Source organism: Rhizobium sp. KNZ2-6A (assembly GCF_056755475.1).
In genome coordinates this window covers 95,403-113,764 of sequence record NZ_JBNDIC010000007.1, presented here as the reverse complement: position 1 = coordinate 113,764, position 18,362 = coordinate 95,403, and the positions used below count along the sequence as shown (strand labels likewise).

The following is an 18,362-nucleotide window of genomic DNA, read 5'->3' as shown; positions in this document are numbered from 1 at the left end:
CATGGCAAATGCAATTCGTCAGAATCTCGTGTCGAGGCGCTATACGAAGAACCGGGTGATGATGGCCTTGTCCTTGCTGGCGGCCATCCTCGGTATATTCTTTCTCAGCGTGATCCTTGTGACCCTGGTTTATCGCGGTGTGTCGGCGCTCAGCCTCGACGTGTTCACCATGTCGATCCCGGCCCAGGGCTCGCGCGGCGGCCTGATCAACGCAATCTACGGCACCGTGCTGGTGACCGGCCTCGCCATCGTGATCGCCGCTCCGATCGGCATTCTCGCCGCCACCTATCTGGTGGAATATGCCAACGGCACCAAGCTTGCCGAGGCTGCCAAGTTCATCAACGACATCTTGCTGTCAGCACCCTCGATTATCGTCGGCGTATTCGTCTACGGCGCCGTGGTCGTGCCCATGCACGGCAACTCCGCCATCGCCGGCATCCTGGCGCTGGCGCTGATCGCCCTTCCGGTCGTCAACCGCACGACGCAGGACATGCTGTTACTGGTGCCAAATGCGCTTCGCGAGGCGACCGCCGCACTCGGCGCGCCGCGCTGGAAGTCGATGATGATGGTGATCTACCGCTCCGCCTGGACGGGCATCCTCACCGGCATCCTGCTGGCCGTCGCTCGTATCAGCGGCGAAACCGCGCCGCTTCTCTTCACTGCCGGTTACAGCAAATTCATGAATGCGGGCCTGACCGGTCCAATCGCCACGCTGCCGGTTGCCATCAACACGCTCGCAGCGGATGCTGGCGAAGATCTCAAACAACTGGCCTGGGCCGGCGCGCTGATCATCACCGTTGCCATCCTTGCCCTCAATATCCTTGCCCGTGTCTTGAGTGGGCGCCGCCACCAGTGACGCAGCCGCCGAACGATAGGAATGAGACCATGAACATGAGCGACAACAATTTCCAGAGCGTCAATGCACAGCCGGGGAAAGACGCCGTTTCCCAGTCGGATCTCGGCATGCTCGCGAAACTTGAAGTGAAGAACCTCGATTTCACCTATCAGAACGGTCATCGCGTTCTGAAAAGTGTGAATATGAACATCCGCAAAAATGCGGTCACCGCCTTCATCGGCCCTTCGGGTTGCGGCAAGTCCACGCTGCTGCGCACGTTCAACCGGATGTATGATCTCTATCCGGGCCAGACGGTTGCGGGCGAGATCCTGCTCGACGGTCGCAACATTCTCACCAAGGACGTCGATCTGAACGATCTGCGCGCCAAGGTCGGCATGGTGTTCCAGAAGCCCACGCCGTTCCCGATGTCGATCTATGAAAACGTCGCTTTCGGCATCCGCCTCTATGAGAAGATTTCCAAGGCGGAAATGGACGTCCGCGTCGAAGCGGCCCTGACGGAAACGGCGCTGTGGAGCGAAGTGAAGGAAAAGCTGCACCAGAGCGGACTTGGCCTTTCCGGCGGCCAGCAGCAGCGCCTCTGCATTGCTCGCGCCATTGCCATTCGCCCCGAAGTCCTGCTGCTCGACGAGCCGACCTCGGCTCTTGACCCGATCTCGACCGCCAAGGTCGAGGAATTGGTATCGCAGCTGAAGGGCGATTTCACGATCGTCATCGTCACGCACAACATGCAGCAGGCAAGCCGCATCTCGGACAGCACCGCCTTCATGTACCTCGGCGAGCTGATCGAATACGGCGCGACCGAGCAGATCTTCCAGGCGCCGAAAGTCAAGCGCACGGAAGACTACATCACCGGTCGTTACGGCTGAAACGGCCGCAGATTGCCGCAGAATTTGCGAAGGCGCGCTTTTGAAGCGCGCCTTTTGCGTTTGAGGACAGTTGTTTGCCGGATGGTGGCGCGATCATGTCACGCCAAAAACCCATCGAATGGAACAATACCGGATGGGCCGGTCACATTCTTGCAATCCTGCCCATGCGCCTCAGCGCGTGGATCTGATCGTCGAGGGTCGGAACAAGCTCGCCTTCGTCGGCGCCTAGTGCCGTCTCCGCCTCCTTCGCAGTTTCCATTTCATTGAAGACGATGGTGCAGTTGCGGCCGGCGCGCTTGGCGGCGTAAAGCGCGCGATCCGCGAACGAAACCAGGCGATCCCAGCTGACGCTGTCGCGCGGCATGATCGAAACGCCGATGCTGACGGTTGCCGGCACGAGCGTGCGGCCGGCAAGCAATGGCACACGGCAGAAATCGGCGCGGATGGTTTCCGCCAAGGCTTCCGCCTGGGATTGATCGTCTATGGGCACGAAAGCGACGAATTCCTCTCCGCCCATCCGGCCGAACGCACCGCTGCGCGGCACGAACTGGTGGGCGATGCGAGCAAATTCGGTCAGAACGGTATCGCCCGTCTGGTGGCCGTGACGATCGTTGATCTTCTTGAAGTGGTCGAGGTCGAACAGCAGCGCGGCGAGTTTCTGCGGCCGTTGCTGTCCTTCTGCGGCAAGGATCTCATAGCTTTCCTGGAGCCCGCGCCGGTTCAGAACGCCCGTCAGCGTATCGGTGATGGAAATCGCCCGCCAGCGACGCTCGGCGCGCTCCATGAGCAACTTGCCGTTCAGAACGATGGCGACGATGATGAGCAGCCCGTAGCCGAGCGCCATGTAGCCGCGATAGATCATGGCCTCTTCCAGCGAGGGGCCTACAAGCACCATCCAGAGAGCCGAGCCGAAACAGAAGCAGGCGAGCACGACGAAGACGATGCCGAGCTGCCCGCGCGCCGGCTCGCGACGGCCATCGGCCGGATGGACGGCAAAGGCGAGCAAGGTCGCGCCGACGGCACCGGCAAGATCGTAGACGATGACGCGATTGGCGAAATTGCCGCCGACCCAGGGCAGGCTGACGCCGATTACCCAGATGACGGGCGGCAGGAGTGCGGACCATTCCAGCTTGCGCTTGTCCATCAACCGGAACCCGGCGATCCATGCGCTTTCGCCGAGCAGCGCCACCGCATTGCCAATCTGAATCGACAAAATGTCGGGAACGACGCCGCGTGCCGCCACCAGGGCAAATCCGACGGCGCTGACGGTAAATCCGATGGCCCAGATCAGGTAGGCGGGGGATTTGCGATCATGCCTCCAGGCGAAAAGCAGTACGGTCGCCAGGGTGATGGCTTCCGAACACCAGATAGTCAGGCCCGTTGTCATGTTCAGCACGATGGGTGTTTCTCCGCTGCCTTCGGATCGTTAGCGCAAACGCGCAACGATTCTCGCGATTGGCTCATCCTTGCCGAATAAGATGGTAAGTTCATTAAATGAGTTGGTAAATTTTGCTTGTGTCTTCGATCTCCGTCGGATCGCCATGGGTTTCATGCTTCCTTCACCTTGCGGTCGGGAAATGCAGTGGGTAGCGAACAGCGCGGCGCCATGGTGTCTTGGCATTCCAGACGCGGTGTTTAGAAATGCTTTGTCAACGCCTCCTCGGGCATTACTGCTTTTTGACGATATGCTTTTGCGCGTCTTGAAGTGAAGGGCAGGGACACTCTATGTAGGAGTAAAGGATTTTTACTCCGATTCCCGGCGTTTCCGTCGCCGGGCAAGTTTGATAAAGGACGCACATGAGAAATCCAGTCGATACAGCTATGGCTCTGGTGCCGATGGTTGTTGAGCAGACCAATCGCGGGGAACGGTCTTACGACATCTATTCCCGCCTGCTGAAGGAACGCATCATTTTCCTGACCGGGCCGGTTGAGGACCATATGGCGACGTTGGTGTGCGCCCAGCTTCTCTTCCTCGAGGCCGAAAACCCGAAGAAGGAAATCGCGCTTTACATCAATTCGCCGGGTGGTGTCGTGACCGCCGGCATGGCGATCTACGACACGATGCAGTTCATCAAGCCGGCCGTTTCGACGCTCTGCATCGGCCAGGCCGCGTCCATGGGCTCGCTGCTGCTTGCCGCCGGCGACAAGGACATGCGTTTCGCAACGCCGAATTCCCGCATCATGGTTCACCAGCCCTCGGGCGGTTTCCAGGGCCAGGCTTCGGACATCGAGCGTCATGCGCGCGACATCATCAAGATGAAGCGCCGCCTGAATGAGGTTTATGTCAAGCATTGCGGTCGGACCTACGAGGAAGTCGAGCAGACGCTCGATCGTGACCATTTCATGTCCTCCGACGAGGCCAAGGAATGGGGTCTTATCGATAAGGTGCTGACGTCGCGTACCGAAATGGAAGGTGAAAGCGCCGCGTGATTATCCACGAGGCGGTGACTTCCATGCCACAGTTCTATCCCATTTGTGATCGAATAGGGGTTTAATGTGGAACGGAACGCGGTAATAGTAGGCATTCATGCCATGTAGCGTTTTTTGTGACATGGCATTCGGCATTCGACGGGGGATCGTTGCCACGCAGTTCCGGTTAGCCAGAGCTGCGTTCAGTACCCTGAAGGGCGCCGCGATCTGCTGTTAAACGAGGGGCAGGTTCGGCGGGCGCATTGAGTGGACCGCGATTTCACGTTGGAAATTGGCGGCGTGCTGGAAGGAAAGTGATATGAGCAAAGTCAGCGGCAGCAACGGCGGCGACTCGAAGAACACGCTTTATTGTTCGTTCTGCGGTAAGAGCCAGCATGAAGTCCGGAAGTTGATTGCCGGACCGACCGTCTTCATCTGCGACGAGTGCGTCGAGCTATGCATGGACATCATCCGCGAGGAAAACAAATCCTCGATGGTCAAGTCCCGTGACGGCGTTCCGACTCCGCAGGACATCATCAAGGTTCTCGACGAATACGTCATCGGCCAGCGGCAGGCGAAGAAGATCCTCTCCGTTGCCGTTCACAACCATTACAAGCGTCTCGCGCACGCATCGAAGAATGGTGACGTCGAGCTGGCGAAGTCGAACATCATGCTCGTCGGCCCGACCGGCTGCGGCAAGACCTATCTGGCTCAGACGCTCGCGCGCATCATCGACGTGCCCTTCACCATGGCCGATGCGACGACGCTGACCGAGGCAGGCTATGTCGGCGAAGACGTCGAAAACATCATCCTCAAGCTGCTGCAGGCCGCCGATTACAACGTCGAGCGTGCACAGCGCGGCATCGTCTACATCGACGAAGTCGACAAGATTTCCCGCAAGTCGGACAATCCGTCGATCACGCGCGACGTTTCGGGCGAGGGCGTTCAGCAGGCGCTCCTGAAGATCATGGAAGGCACGGTGGCTTCGGTTCCCCCGCAGGGTGGCCGCAAGCATCCGCAGCAGGAATTCCTGCAGGTGGATACGACCAACATCCTCTTCATCTGCGGCGGCGCCTTTGCAGGCCTCGACAAGATCATCTCCGCGCGCGGCGAGAAGACCTCGATCGGCTTCGGCGCCACGGTCAAGGCGCCGGACGATCGTCGCGTTGGCGAAGTGCTGCGCGAGCTGGAGCCGGAAGATCTGGTGAAGTTCGGCCTTATCCCGGAATTCATCGGCCGCCTGCCTGTGCTGGCGACGCTCGAAGACCTGGACGCGGATGCCCTGATCCAGATCCTGTCGGAGCCGAAGAACGCGCTCGTCAAGCAGTACCAGCGCCTGTTCGAGATGGAAGATGTCGAGTTGACTTTCCACGAGGATGCGCTGCGTGAAATCGCGCGTCGGGCGATCGTCCGCAAGACGGGTGCTCGCGGCCTGCGTTCGATCATGGAGAAGATCCTGCTCGACACCATGTTCGAGCTGCCGGCGCTGGAGGGTGTGCGCGAAGTGGTCATTTCCGAGGAAGTGGTTCGTGGCTCTGCCCGCCCGCTCTACATCTATGCCGATCGGCAGGAAGAAAAGGCCAACGCAACGGCCTGACGCTCATATCAGCGATCACGAATCGGGGGCCTCGTCATCGACGGGGCCCTTTCTGTTTGAAAAATCGTGCGGTTTGCTGATAAAGTCTTGGATAAGCTTATGGGAACGCGGTCGAAACCGGTTGTGAAGAGGCCCTGCTGCAGCCATCATGGAATGATTCTGGAGCATCTGGCGACTTGGGCACGAGCCCGGTGTTCTTCTTCGGATTCCGCTTCGCCGGCGTTTGTTTGAGTGGCCGGGCTTCGGTGTTTGTTGTTGCGTTCCTCCTCGTGAATAAGCGGGGCTGCCATGCGATGGCGGCGCATCCCGTATGACTTGAAATAGGTAGTGTGAAGCTCCACTTGTTTACCAAGTGAGAGAGCCGGCTAATCCCTCCCAGCCGGCAGAGAGCCCGGGAACGGGACGACGGAAAGGAAATAAGATGAGTAAGAAAACGTCTGCGGCACACGAGAGCACTGCCTATCCGGTTTTGCCGTTGCGCGACATCGTGGTTTTCCCCCACATGATCGTGCCTTTGTTCGTCGGACGGGAGAAATCCATTCGGGCGCTCGAAGAGGTCATGGGTTCGGACAAGCAGATCATGCTGGTCACCCAGATCAATGCCAGCGATGATGATCCCGCGCCGGACGCCATCCACAAGGTCGGTACCGTTGCCAACGTTCTGCAGCTGCTGAAACTGCCCGACGGCACCGTGAAGGTGCTGGTCGAAGGCCGTGCGCGCGCGGAGATCGATGAATATACCGGCCGCGAGGATTTCTACGAAGCCCTCGGCCATGTCCTGCATGAGCCGGAAGAAGACCAGGTCGAGCTCGAAGCTTTGAGCCGCTCGGTCGTTTCCGAATTCGAAAGCTACGTGAAGCTCAACAAAAAGATCTCGCCGGAAGTGGTTGGCGCCGCCAGCCAGATCGATGATTATTCGAAGCTGGCCGACACTGTTGCCTCGCATCTGTCGATCAAGATCACCGAAAAGCAGGAAATGCTGGAAACCACCAGCGTCAAGGCTCGCCTTGAAAAGGCGCTCGGCTTCATGGAAGGCGAGATTTCGGTTCTGCAGGTCGAGAAGCGCATCCGCTCGCGCGTCAAGCGCCAGATGGAAAAGACGCAGCGCGAATATTACCTGAACGAGCAGATGAAGGCGATCCAGAAGGAGCTCGGCGACGGCGAAGAGGGCCGCGACGAGATGGCCGAACTGGAAGAGCGCATCTCCAAGACCAAGCTCTCCAAGGAAGCCAAGGAAAAGGCCGATGCGGAGCTGAAGAAGCTGCGTCAGATGAGCCCGATGTCGGCGGAAGCCACGGTCGTGCGCAACTATCTCGACTGGCTGCTGGGTATCCCCTGGCACAAGAAGTCGAAGATCAAGGCCGATCTGAACAATGCCGAGAAGATCCTCGAAGCGGATCATTTCGGTCTGGAGAAGGTCAAGGAGCGCATCGTCGAATATCTGGCCGTCCAGGCGCGCGCCACCAAGATCAAGGGACCGATCCTGTGCCTCGTCGGCCCTCCGGGCGTCGGCAAGACCTCGCTCGCCCAGTCGATCGCCAAGGCGACCGGCCGCGAGTATGTCCGCATGGCGCTTGGCGGCGTTCGTGACGAAGCCGAAATCCGCGGTCACCGCCGCACCTATATCGGCTCGATGCCCGGCAAGGTCATCCAGTCGATGAAGAAGGCCAAGAAGTCCAACCCGCTTTTCCTGCTCGACGAAATCGACAAGCTTGGCCAGGATTATCGCGGCGACCCGTCTTCGGCCCTGCTTGAGGTGCTGGACCCGGCGCAGAACTCGACCTTCATGGATCACTACCTGGAAGTCGAATATGATCTGTCGGACGTGATGTTCATCACGACGGCGAATACGCTGAATATCCCTGCGCCCCTGATGGACCGCATGGAGATCATCCGTATCGCCGGCTACACCGAAGACGAGAAGCGCGAAATCGCCAAGCGGCACCTGCTGCCGAAAGCCATCAAGGAACATGCGCTGCAGCCGAATGAATTCTCGGTCAGCGACGATGCCCTGATGGCGATCAGCCAGCAGTATACCCGCGAAGCCGGTGTGCGTAACTTCGAGCGCGAATTGATGAAGCTCGCCCGTAAGGCGGTCACCGAGATCATCAAGGGCAAGACCAAGTCCGTTGCGATCACCGCTGCGAATATCGACGAATATCTGGGCGTTCCGCGCTTCCGCCATGGCGAAGCCGAGCGCGAGGATCAGGTCGGTGTCGTGACCGGTCTCGCCTGGACAGAGGTCGGCGGCGAGCTGCTGACGATCGAAGGCGTGATGATGCCGGGCAAGGGCCGCATGACGGTCACCGGCAACCTGAAGGAAGTCATGAAGGAATCGATTTCCGCGGCGGCGTCTTACGTTCGTTCGCGCGCCGTCGATTTCGGCATCGAGCCGCCGCGCTTCGACAAGAGCGACATCCACGTGCATCTGCCGGAAGGCGCGACGCCGAAGGATGGTCCATCGGCCGGTGTCGCCATGGCAACCGCGATCGTCTCGATCATGACAGGCATCCCGGTTTCCAAGGATGTGGCCATGACGGGTGAAATCACGCTGCGCGGCCGCGTGCTGCCGATCGGCGGCCTGAAGGAAAAGCTGCTGGCGGCACTGCGCGGTGGCATCAAGAAGGTGCTGATCCCGGAAGAAAACGCCAAGGATCTGGCGGAGATTCCGGACAACGTGAAGAACAGCATGGAAATCATCCCCGTGTCCCGCATGGGCGAGGTCATCAAGCACGCGCTTGTTCGCCGGCCCGAGCCGATCGAGTGGGATGGCACCGTGGAAACGCCTGTAATTGCTACCGTTGAAGGCGTTGACGATGTAGGCTCGACTATCGCTCATTGACGCTCTTCGCCTCAATTCTGTCGAATTGATCCAAAAGACGAAAAGACCGGCAATTTTGCCGGTCTTTTTTTGTGAAAAGCGCACAGCGACGCTTGCTTTTCCTTGATTTGCAGGGCTTTTGGGGTTGCGGCGGGTAAGAGCATCCTATTTGCACCCCGCTTACTGATAAGTCGTTTCATACCAAAGAAAGGGGTGGAAACATGAACAAGAATGAGCTCGTGTCCGCAGTGGCCGAGAAGGCCGGTATCACGAAGGCTGACGCTGCTTCCGCTGTTGACGCTGTTTTCGATACCGTCCAGGCTGAACTGAAGAAGGGCGGCGACATTCGCCTCGCTGGTTTCGGCAGCTTCACCGTTTCCCACCGTGCAGCCTCGAAGGGCCGTAACCCGTCCACGGGCGCTGAGGTCGATATTCCTGCTCGTAACGTACCGAAGTTCACGCCCGGCAAGGGCCTGAAGGACTCGGTCAACAGCTAATCCGTTTTCACCCGCCGCGAGGCTCTTGCCTTGCGGGTGGATACATTGGGGCCCGCTTTTGCGGGCCCTTTTTTATGGCCTCATGCGGTAAATGCCTGCATGGCTGCTTTCGGCCCGGAGTGGCCAAACTCCAAGGGTTTATGCCCGAACTCAGCGTTGATTCGATACCATCTGCATGACGAGCGCGATACGTTGAGACCGGAAAGCAGGCCTAATTCTGCCGTGACGTTCAAGCTCCGCCAGTCCATGAAGTGCAGCCCAGAATGTTTCGGTAGCGGTATCCACATCGTCGGCGAACGGTGCAATCACTGTCGCCATAGCTCCGAAACCCTCACGGAGCTGCGCCGGCGTGTCGGATCTGGCGAAGCGGAGCCCGGTTGGAAGGATAAACATCGCCTCGTACATCGCGGGCCGGGCAAAAGCAAAATCGAGATAGGCGGCTGCGACACTTTCCACTCGTTCCTTCGACGGGGACGATGGCCGGATCGCGGCGCGGAGCATTACAGCCAATTCGCCGAAGCCCTCGAGCGCGACCGCTCCGACGATCTGATCGCGATTTTCGAAATGCGAATAGAGAACCGGCTGGCTGTATTCTATCTCCTCAGCGAGGCGGCGGATCGTGACGGAAGCCCAGCCGTCGCGCTCCGCGATCGTCCTCGCAGCGACGACGATCCTGCGTTCACGTTCGGCCCGTTCTCGAGTCTTGCGTTCGCTGATACCCATCCAATGCCTCAATCCTCATGCGCGATTTTCCTGATATAAAACTATCAAAAAGAACGTTGATTGACAAACTAGCGTTGCTAGATTATATGATAGCGCTATATCAAAGAAATCAACGAGTGTTCCAATGAACATTTTCACAGGTCCAACATCACTCGATTCCGTCCTCACCTGGCTGGCCGCCGGGGCGTTTCTCGTCGGCGCCATCGTCAACGCGAGCGGACTTCCGAAAATCCGCGCGGGATTCGTGCGACTTGGATTTCCTTTCTGGTGGTGCTGGGTCACGGCTGCGCTTGAACTCGTGACCGCAGTGCTTTTGGTCACAGCCGGCACCCGATATATCGGGGTTGCATTGGGCGCCTGCATCATGCTCGCCGCGATCGCGGCCATTCTCCGTATCCGGAACTATCGAGAGCTCCCGCCGCCTTTCGTGTTCCTGTTGCTGCTGACTCTGGCGGGTGTCAGCAGCTAATGCATGTCGCGCAAAAGTGTGTAGCGGTTTTGCGGCAACGACATGAGTAAAGCCAAAAACCTAAAGCGCGAAAAGCGAATCTGAACGACCGCGACGCGCTTTAGATCTCAGTATCTCGCGGCAAACAGTGCCATCCAATTGAGGGCTCGCGCGTAGCTGGCCGAAAAAGGTCCCCGCCCATAGAGCGTCGGGTGTCACACCCTGTCATCCACCCACCTGAGAGAAAACGTCAGTCGGAGCGATCTCGCTTCCGGCCAACGCAAAGCAATGGCCAGAAGGAGGCCAAAAACCACCATGTCAAATCGCACAGCAAGCACAGTCGTCGTCTATCATTCCGGCTACGGCCACACCCACCGGATGGCGGAAGCCGTAGCGGAGGGCGCGGGCGCGGTACTTTGCGCCATCGATGCGGATGGCAACCTTTCCGATGACGGATGGGGCGCGTTGGACGCCGCCGACGCCATCATCTTCGGATCGCCAACCTACATGGGTGGCCCGAGCTGGCAGTTTAAGAAGTTTGCCGATACATCCTCGAAGGCTTGGTTCGCCAACAAATGGCAGGACAAGGTTTTCGGGGGCTTCACCAACAGCGCCAGTTTGAACGGCGACAAGCTCAATACTCTCGAATACTTCGTTCTTCTGGCGGGGCAGCACGGAGGTCTGTGGGTCAGTCTGGGGATGAAGCCGGCGAACGTAAAGGCTTCGAAGCGTGATGATGCGAACAGGATAGGCTCATACATCGCGCCGATGGCGCAATGCGATGCCGACGCAGCCCCGAGCGAAATGTCGATCGGCGACCTGGAAACTGCTCGCGCTTACGGCGAGCGCGTAGCGCGAGTTGCAGAGCGCTTCGCGTTGGCTCAAGGCGCCTGATGCCGTGTTCCTAACTCCCCAGCACGTGAAAGACATGTGAATCCGGCGAGCAGAGCAGTTCGCTTACAGCATGATCGGCCGACCTTCGCGTGGCAGTGTCAGGAAAAAACAGAGGTCGCCGCTCTGCTCGCCCGGCTCCATCACAGATCGGTTTTCACCGTCTGGTGATATTAGAGCAATGTTCGGCCGCCATTGACCGCGAGCTTCTGGCCGGTAATGAAATCTGCCTTGCTCGAGGCGAGAAAGACGACGGCATCGGCAATATCTTCAGGTCTGCCGAAATGGGCGAGGGGCGTCTGTGCGAGATAGCTGTCGATGGACTGCTGCGAGGCCCCCGCATGTCGTTCGACGGGAATCCAGCCAGGCGCAACGAGATTGACCGTAATTCCTTCCGGCGCTAGCTCCCGAGCCCATGAGCGTGTCATGGAAAGCATTGCACCCTTCGCCGCCGCGTAGTTTCCGACATAGGGATTGCCGAGTTCGGCAATTTCCGAGCCTATATTGATGACGCGGCCGGACTTGCGGGCACGCCAGTCTGGTAGCACCGCCTGCAACAATTCGAGAGGTGCCTTGACGAAGAATTCGAGCTGATCGAGATAGCTGCGCCAAGATTGCTCCATCAGCGGCATGTCGGGCTGCGGTCCCGTCGCATTGTTCACGATCAGATCGACGGGACCGAGTGTATTCCGGATGTCTTCAAGGCCATCGCTGAGGGCAACTTGGTCGATCACGCTGAATTTTGCCACACGAGCTTTCCCGCCGCCTTGCCGGATGCTTTCTGCGATCGCTTCGGCTCCATGCGTATCGTTGGCATAATTCACCGCTACGGCCCAGCCTGCTTTTGCGAGTTCGCGCGCAATCACGGCACCGAGTCCACGGGATGCGCCTGTTACCAGCGCTACTTTCATGATCTCTCCTCTTCGAACCTTATCGTTTGGAATGGATGTCCGTCGGGGCGGGAAAGATTTCCCGCCGTTGATAGCATGTGGTGATCATCGGCAAATCTTCCATAAGATGGCCAGAAACGTGTTCCGGCCATCCTCCTCAAAATGGCTCTTACGGCAATTACCAGCGATGATGGACGTGCGGCGCGATCAGCCGCTCGTAGATCTCGCGTGTCGCCGCCATGACGTCGGCCGAAAGGGGCGCAAGGTCGGCTGCGGCCGCGTTGGCCTTTGCCTGCTCGGCATTGCGGGCACCGGGGATGACGACGGTGACGGCTTCGTTCATCAGGATCCAGCGCAGGGCGAAAGCCGCCATGCTCGCGCCTGATGGCACCAGCTTGCGCACCTCTTCCACGGCCTGGAGACCAACCTCGAACGGCACGCCGGCAAAGGTCTCGCCGACATCGAAAGCCTCGCCATGGCGGTTGAAGTTGCGGTGATCGTCGCTGGCAAACTGCGTGTCGCGGGTGATCTTGCCTGACAGTAGTCCGGAGGCGAGGGGGACGCGGGCGATGACGGCCACGTTCTTGCGCTTGGCTTCCTTGAAGAACAGATGGTCGGGACGCTGGCGGAAGATGTTGTAGATGATCTGGATGCTGACGACACCCGGATATTCGATCGCCTTCAGTGCTTCTTCGACCTTTTCGACGCTGACGCCGTATCCCTTGATCTTGCCGGCCTTCTGCAATTCGTCGAGCCCGGCAAAAACCTCCGGCCGATAGAGAACTTCGGTCGGCGGGCAATGAAGCTGGACGAGGTCGAGGCTTTCGACGCCGAGGTTCTTCAGGCTGCGATCGATGAAGCCTTCGAGATTGGCCTTGTTATAGCCGTCGGCCACATGCGGGTTCAGCCGGCGGCCGGCCTTGGTCGCCACCATCGGGCGCTCGCCGCCACGCGCCTTCAACACGTCGGCGATGATCTTTTCCGAGCGGCCATCGCCATAGACGTCGGCGGTATCGATGAAGGTCATGCCGGCATCGAGAGCGGCGTTCAGCGCCGCGCGGCCGTCGGCCTCGCTGACATCGCCCCATGCGCCGCCGATCTGCCAGGCGCCGAAGCCGACATCGGTCACGATAAAGGGCGTCCGTCCGAAAGCATGATGTCTCATGAGATGTCTCCTCTCTTTTGTTCGCAAGATGATAGGGCAGTAGCAGTCGCCCGACAGGGCCACAAGCACACATCCGCGATCGAGGATCGCAATCGCGTGACTGAGAAATATGACAGGCTCGGCCTGGCTTACGAAACCATTGGATGAAGCCGCCGGCGCGGTATTCACAGCGCCTCCATTTCCTTACAAAGGAAAGACCGGACATCTGACAATACTATCGGAGCCCATGCCCTCTTTCAGCTTCATCCATGCCGCCGATCTGCATCTTGGCAGCCCCTTCCAGGGTCTGGCCCTGAAGGACGCCGCCGTCGCCGCGGTCTTCGTCGAAGCTAGTCGCAAGGCCTTCTCGACGCTGGTGGGACTGGCGATCGAAAGGCGTGTCGATTTCTTCGTGATCGCCGGCGATGTTTATGACGGCGATTGGAAGGACAACAAGATCGGCCTGTTCTTCAATCGCGAGACGGCGCGGCTGGAGCGGGCGGGCATTCCGGTCTACCTACTGCGCGGCAATCACGATGCGGCAAGCGTCATCACCAAGACCATCACTCTGCCATCAAACGTCCATGAGTTCCCGACCGGCAAGCCCGGCAGCGTCAGACTGGAGACGCTGCAGGTGGCACTGCATGGCCAGGGCTTTGCCGAACGCTCCGCCAACGACAATCTGGCGATTTCCTATCCCGCGCCGGTCTCCGGCTGGTTCAACATCGGTATTCTCCACACCTCGTTGACCGGCCGCGAACCGCATGCGCCCTATGCGCCATGCTCCGTCGATGATCTGCGCTCGCGCGGCTACGACTATTGGGCGCTCGGCCATGTGCATGATTATGAAGTGGTGGCACAGGATCCGCTCGTGATCTTTCCGGGCAATCTGCAGGGTCGCAATATCCGCGAGCGTGGCGCCAAGGGCGCGGTGCTGGTAACCGTCGAAGATGGGCGGATCGAACATGAGCGCCTGATTGTCGACGAGGCGCGCTTCGCCCAGGCCGATATCGTCGTCGGGCCGGAGGACGATCAGGCGGCGATCCTGCGCCATGTGGAGCAGGCGGTACAACCCTTGACCGACGAGATGGTAGGGCGCATGACCGCGCTGCGTGTCCGGCTTTCCGGCGTGACATCGCTGCATGGCACGATCGCCGCCAACCGCCAGCAATGGCGCGACGAGGTGGAAGCCGCCTGCCACCGCGTGCATGAGGATATCTGGCTGGAAAAGCTGGAACTGCGGCTGGAGCCGCCGCCGGAGAGAACGGCGGATGCAGATGGCGCGCTCGATCTGCGCCAGCTCCTCGCCGAACATGCCGGCGATGCCGAAATCGTGGCGGCAGCGGGCCGGTTGATCGACGAGATCGCCGTGCGCCTGCCGGGCGGTCTTGGCGCGACGGCCTTGCCGCTGGACGATAGCATGGAGACCCTCATCGAAGAGGCGCGGCAACTGCTGCTGGCGCGCGGGCAGAGGGCGGACTGATGCGCTTTACCCGGCTCGATATCCTCCGCTATGGCGCGCTCACCGATCGCACGCTCGATTTTCGCCCTGGTGCGCGGCTGCACGTGATCTATGGTCCGAACGAGGCGGGCAAATCCTCGGCTTTAAGCGCGATCTCTGATCTTCTGTTCGGTTTCCCGACGGCCGCCGAGCAAAGCTTCCTGCATGAACCCGGAGCTTTACGGATTGGAGCAGACATCAGCGCGCGCGACGGCGCAAAACTGAGTTTCCGCCGCCGGCGCGGCCGCAAGGGAACGCTTCTCGCTCCTGATGACAAGGAAGCGCCGCTCGCCGAGGATGCGCTTTCGCCCTTCCTCGGCAATTTGAGCCGCGATGTCTTCGAGCGCGCCTTCGGCCTCGACTCGCAACGGCTGCGGCAAGGTGCGACCGCGATGCTGCGCAGTGGCGGCGAGATCGGCAGCCTGCTGTTTTCCGCCGCTTCAGGGCTGACCGGCCTGTCACGCTTGCGCCAGTCGCTGGAAGCGGAGGCAGAGGGTATCTATGCGGCCAGACGTTCGAAGGATCGCGGTTTCTATCAGGCGCTCGACCGCTACGAAGATGCCCGCAAGGCCGAGCGGGACAACGAGCTGAAGTCCGGCGACTGGAAGAAGCTTCTTGCCGAAGCGGGCGAACTGGAGACGGAACTGGAGCGCCTGCAGGCGGAGCGTCATGGCACGCGGGAAGCGCTGGACCGGCTCAAGCGGCTGAAAACCTTGCAGCCCTTGCTATCAGAAATCGATGCCGAAACCCTCGGGCTCGAGGGGCTCTCCGACCTTTCCGCCATACCGAAAGGCTTCGCCGATACGCTTGAACAGAGATTGCGCGATAAGCAGGCGGGCGAAGAGGAATTGCGCCGGGCTCGACAAGCCGTTGCGCGCGCCGAAGAAGACCTTTCCCGTATCCAGGTCGATGACGCGCTGCTGCAGATGTCGGGCGATATCACCCAGCTCTTTGCCGATACGGGCAACTACCGCGCCCAGCGTCACGACCTGCCGCGCGTCGATCAGGAGCTTGCCGGTTACGACACGATGCTTTCACAGCTTGCCCGTCGTCTCGGTCTTCCTGAAGGTGAGCTGGAGCTGCAGCAGCCGAGCGACATCGACCGTGCGCGCCTGTCCGAGCTGGTGGAAGAGGGCAGGCAACTTGCGCGACAGACGCAATCGCTTGCCGAGCAATCCGAAAGCGAACGCCGGCAGCTGGTCGCTCTGGAGAGGGACAGCCTTAACGGACGGCTGATCGATCCGCGGCCCTATATCGATCAGCTCGAGGCGCTGGGCAGCGATCTCGCGGCCTTGAGCCGTCTTGACGGGCTGGAAACGCAGATACGCCGCATCGAATCCGATCTCAAGGAAGCCGCCGGACGGCTGCAGCCACCGATCGGTGACATGGATATTTTGTTTTCCGTGCCGCTGCCGGAAACGACGGAGATTGCCGGACATCGCGACACCATCGACGCCGCGCGGTCGAAGGTGCGCGAAGCCGCCGGCAAACTGCAGAACCATGACGAGCACTTGGCGGAGATAGAACGGACGCTGGCAGACGCCGAGCGCACCGGGCCGATCGTCACCCGCGAGCAGATCATCGCCGCGCGCGAAAGCCGTGATGCGCAATGGACCTCCATCCAGCAGAGGTGGACGGACGGCTTGGCTCCGGAAGCCAAGGGGCTTGCGGCACTGACCGTCGGTGTTGCCGAGGCCGATCGATTGGCCGACGCCGCCCTCAGCGATGCGGATCGTGTCGCGCGCCATGCGGATTATCGCCTGCGTCAGGTGCGCCTGCTGCAAGAGCGGGAGGCCGCCGTTGGCCGCCTCAAGAGTTGCGAAAAGGCTTTGAAGGATGCCGAGGTAACCTTCGCTGCCCTTTTTGACCCCTGCGACATCGATGCCCTCGATCCATCGACCATGCTGGAGTGGCGGCGTGGGGTGGAACTGCTGCGGCGTGAGCGCAAGGCACTGCGGGATTTGTTGGACGAACGGGATGAGAATGCGCTGGCGGAAGGTCGCGTCCTGCCTGCGCTGCAGGACATCGTCGAGGCGACCGGCTATAGGAGTGGCCGCCTTCCATCGGCCGCGATTGCGGAAGGCTTGCGCAAGCATTTGCGTCTTCTGTCTGAACGCTGGAGCGAAAGCCGCACGCGGGAAGGCGAGATCGGCGCGGCGCGTGACCGGCTGACCCGGTTCGAGGATCAGCAACAAACCTTGGAACGACAGCACGCCGATTGGCGCGGCGCCTTCGTTAAAGCCGTTGAACTGCTTGGGCTGCCGCCCGACACGACCCTCGAAATGGCAAATGCCGCCCTGAAAGCATGGCAGGAGCTGCCCGATATCCTGGCCGAGCGCGAAAACCGTTTGCGTCGCGTCAATGGCATGCGACGCGACATGGCGGATTTCGAGCGGCAACTTGCGACGCTTGCCGCCAATAGCGGCTATGAATTGGACCATCTTCCGCCGGATGCCGCCGCTGAGGCATTGCACACGCGCGTCAACGCCATGCGCGGCGAACTGAAAAAGCGCGACAGCCTCGAGGAAGAATGGCAGCGCGGGGAAGGGCTCGTGGCACGCCAGGAGGCTGCGCTTGCAGCCATTGCCGCTGAACTCGATCATCTGACTGCCGATCTCGGCGGCGTGGAAGACCTGCCGGCGCTGCTCCTGCGGCTGCGTGAACGCCTGCGGCTGACTGCTCGGCTTGTCGAAAGCCGCGATCGATTCCGTCAGCAAGCCGACGGCAAAGCCGAAGACGAGCTTCGTGCCGAGCTTGCCGGCTTCGAACGCGTCGCCGCCGATCTCGAGATCGAGCGGTTGACCGAGGAAGACCAGCGGCAGTTCGCCGTGCACGGCGAGCTTTCAGCGCGGCTGGCGGAGAACCGCCGCCAGCGGCAGGCCCTGGAAACCGGCGTCAGTGCCGAATATGCGGTTTTTGAGAAGCTTTCGGCCGAACAGGAAGCAAAGGACCTCGCGCGGCAATGGGTCGTCCTGAAGATCGCCGCCCGCATGCTGGCCGGCTCGATGGAAGCCTATCGCGAGAAGCAGGCCGATCCCGTCATCAGGCGTGCCGGCGAGCTGTTCTCGCAGCTGACGGGCGGTCGTTTCTCCCGTCTCGTCGAGGCCCACGATGAAAGCGACGCGCTGCAGCTACTGGCGGAACGCGCCGCGGGCGAACGCGTGCCGCTCGATGGCCTGAGCGAGGGCACAGGCGACCAGCTCTATCTCGCCCTGCGGCTGGCATTTCTCGAGGATTATTCCGCCCGCAACGAACCGGCGCCATTGATCGTCGACGATATCTTCCAGACCTTCGACGACGAACGCGCCCGCGCGGGGCTGCAGGTATTAGCCGCAACGGCCGACCGCTTCCAGACGATCCTCTTCACCCACGAGATGAGCGTGGTCGACATCGCCAAACGCGAAATGGGCCGGGATTTAGATCTGATCCAGCTCTGACCAAGATGGCCCGCAGGGGGCGGCGACTGCGGCGAATCTGGGACAGTAGCCGAGCGAATGGAGGCTCTCGCAGCTCTGACGACGGCTGCTTTTACCTCTATTCATTGGTGAGTGCCGACATCTGTATGATCTTGACGGATCATGCCTTGTGAAGGGGCGGGATTCGTCGCGAACTGAATTACGGAAACAATTGCAGTGGACGAGAACAGGGGCTGCGATTTTCTACGTGGATTGAGGGGCTGAGACATCTCATATTGCATCGGTTGTTGCACTGCCGCATAT

At 60.3% G+C, this 18,362-nt stretch carries 14 protein-coding genes; 10 read left to right on the top strand and 4 right to left on the bottom strand.

Features of this window, described 5'->3' with window-relative positions; translation table 11 throughout:
- Position 1 precedes the first annotated feature (1 nt).
- Positions 2-856 (top strand): phosphate ABC transporter permease PstA, encoded by an 855-nt coding sequence (gene pstA / locus ACPYOP_RS07565; protein WP_481409763.1) that lies wholly within the window; start codon positions 2-4, stop codon positions 854-856.
- Positions 857-963: 107 nt separating this feature from the next.
- Positions 964-1,722 (top strand): phosphate ABC transporter ATP-binding protein PstB, encoded by a 759-nt coding sequence (gene pstB / locus ACPYOP_RS07560; RefSeq protein WP_205926741.1) that lies wholly within the window; start codon positions 964-966, stop codon positions 1,720-1,722.
- Positions 1,723-1,864: 142 nt separating this feature from the next.
- Here pstB and ACPYOP_RS07555 read toward each other — a convergent pair whose 3' ends face one another.
- Entirely contained in the window at positions 1,865-3,118 is a 1,254-nt protein-coding gene (locus ACPYOP_RS07555; RefSeq protein WP_481409762.1) for a GGDEF domain-containing protein, read from the bottom strand.
- Between the two features lie 401 nt (positions 3,119-3,519).
- On the opposite strand from ACPYOP_RS07555, the gene clpP reads away from it, so the two are divergent.
- The 4 genes from clpP to hupB all read left to right on the top strand — a co-directional run bounded on the left by clpP (position 3,520) and on the right by hupB (position 9,046).
- Entirely contained in the window at positions 3,520-4,152 is a 633-nt protein-coding gene (clpP, locus tag ACPYOP_RS07550) for an ATP-dependent Clp endopeptidase proteolytic subunit ClpP (protein WP_481409761.1), read from the top strand.
- A 298-nt stretch (positions 4,153-4,450) separates the two neighbouring features.
- Entirely contained in the window at positions 4,451-5,728 is a 1,278-nt protein-coding gene (clpX, locus tag ACPYOP_RS07545) for an ATP-dependent Clp protease ATP-binding subunit ClpX (protein ID WP_015339478.1), read from the top strand.
- Between the two features lie 421 nt (positions 5,729-6,149).
- Positions 6,150-8,570 carry an endopeptidase La gene (lon, locus tag ACPYOP_RS07540; RefSeq protein WP_481409760.1) on the top strand — a complete coding sequence of 807 codons (2,421 nt, stop codon included), beginning with the start codon at positions 6,150-6,152 and terminating at the stop codon, positions 8,568-8,570.
- Between the two features lie 200 nt (positions 8,571-8,770).
- A complete protein-coding gene (gene hupB, locus ACPYOP_RS07535) occupies positions 8,771-9,046 on the top strand; it encodes a DNA-binding protein HupB (protein WP_481409759.1) in 276 nt (91 codons plus the stop codon).
- 150 nt (positions 9,047-9,196) lie between these two features.
- On the opposite strand, the gene ACPYOP_RS07530 is transcribed toward hupB, so the two are convergent.
- Complete coding sequence (locus tag ACPYOP_RS07530; RefSeq protein WP_481409758.1) at positions 9,197-9,769, bottom strand: TetR/AcrR family transcriptional regulator; 573 nt, start codon at positions 9,767-9,769, stop codon at positions 9,197-9,199.
- Between the two features lie 124 nt (positions 9,770-9,893).
- Between ACPYOP_RS07530 and ACPYOP_RS07525 the strand changes: the two genes are divergently transcribed.
- Both ACPYOP_RS07525 and ACPYOP_RS07520 read left to right on the top strand, forming a co-directional pair.
- Positions 9,894-10,238, top strand: a complete 345-nt coding sequence (locus tag ACPYOP_RS07525) for a DoxX family protein (protein ID WP_481409757.1) — start codon at positions 9,894-9,896, stop codon at positions 10,236-10,238.
- A gap of 294 nt (positions 10,239-10,532) precedes the next feature.
- Positions 10,533-11,111: a flavodoxin family protein gene (locus tag ACPYOP_RS07520; RefSeq protein ID WP_481409756.1), complete on the top strand. Its 579-nt coding sequence runs from the start codon at positions 10,533-10,535 to the stop codon at positions 11,109-11,111.
- A 170-nt stretch (positions 11,112-11,281) separates the two neighbouring features.
- Here ACPYOP_RS07520 and ACPYOP_RS07515 read toward each other — a convergent pair whose 3' ends face one another.
- Entirely contained in the window at positions 11,282-12,019 is a 738-nt protein-coding gene (locus ACPYOP_RS07515) for an SDR family oxidoreductase (protein WP_481409755.1), read from the bottom strand.
- A 157-nt stretch (positions 12,020-12,176) separates the two neighbouring features.
- On the bottom strand, positions 12,177-13,163 hold the full coding sequence (locus ACPYOP_RS07510; RefSeq protein ID WP_481409754.1) for an aldo/keto reductase: 987 nt from the start codon (positions 13,161-13,163) through the stop codon (positions 12,177-12,179).
- Positions 13,164-13,389: 226 nt separating this feature from the next.
- On the opposite strand from ACPYOP_RS07510, the gene ACPYOP_RS07505 reads away from it, so the two are divergent.
- Positions 13,390-14,625 carry a metallophosphoesterase family protein gene (locus ACPYOP_RS07505; protein WP_481409753.1) on the top strand — a complete coding sequence of 412 codons (1,236 nt, stop codon included), beginning with the start codon at positions 13,390-13,392 and terminating at the stop codon, positions 14,623-14,625.
- Positions 14,625-18,080, top strand: coding sequence for an AAA family ATPase (locus ACPYOP_RS07500; protein ID WP_481409752.1), 3,456 nt, complete (start codon positions 14,625-14,627; stop codon positions 18,078-18,080). Before ACPYOP_RS07505 ends, ACPYOP_RS07500 begins: the two co-directional genes overlap by 1 nt.
- The last annotated feature ends 282 nt before the right edge of the window (positions 18,081-18,362 follow it).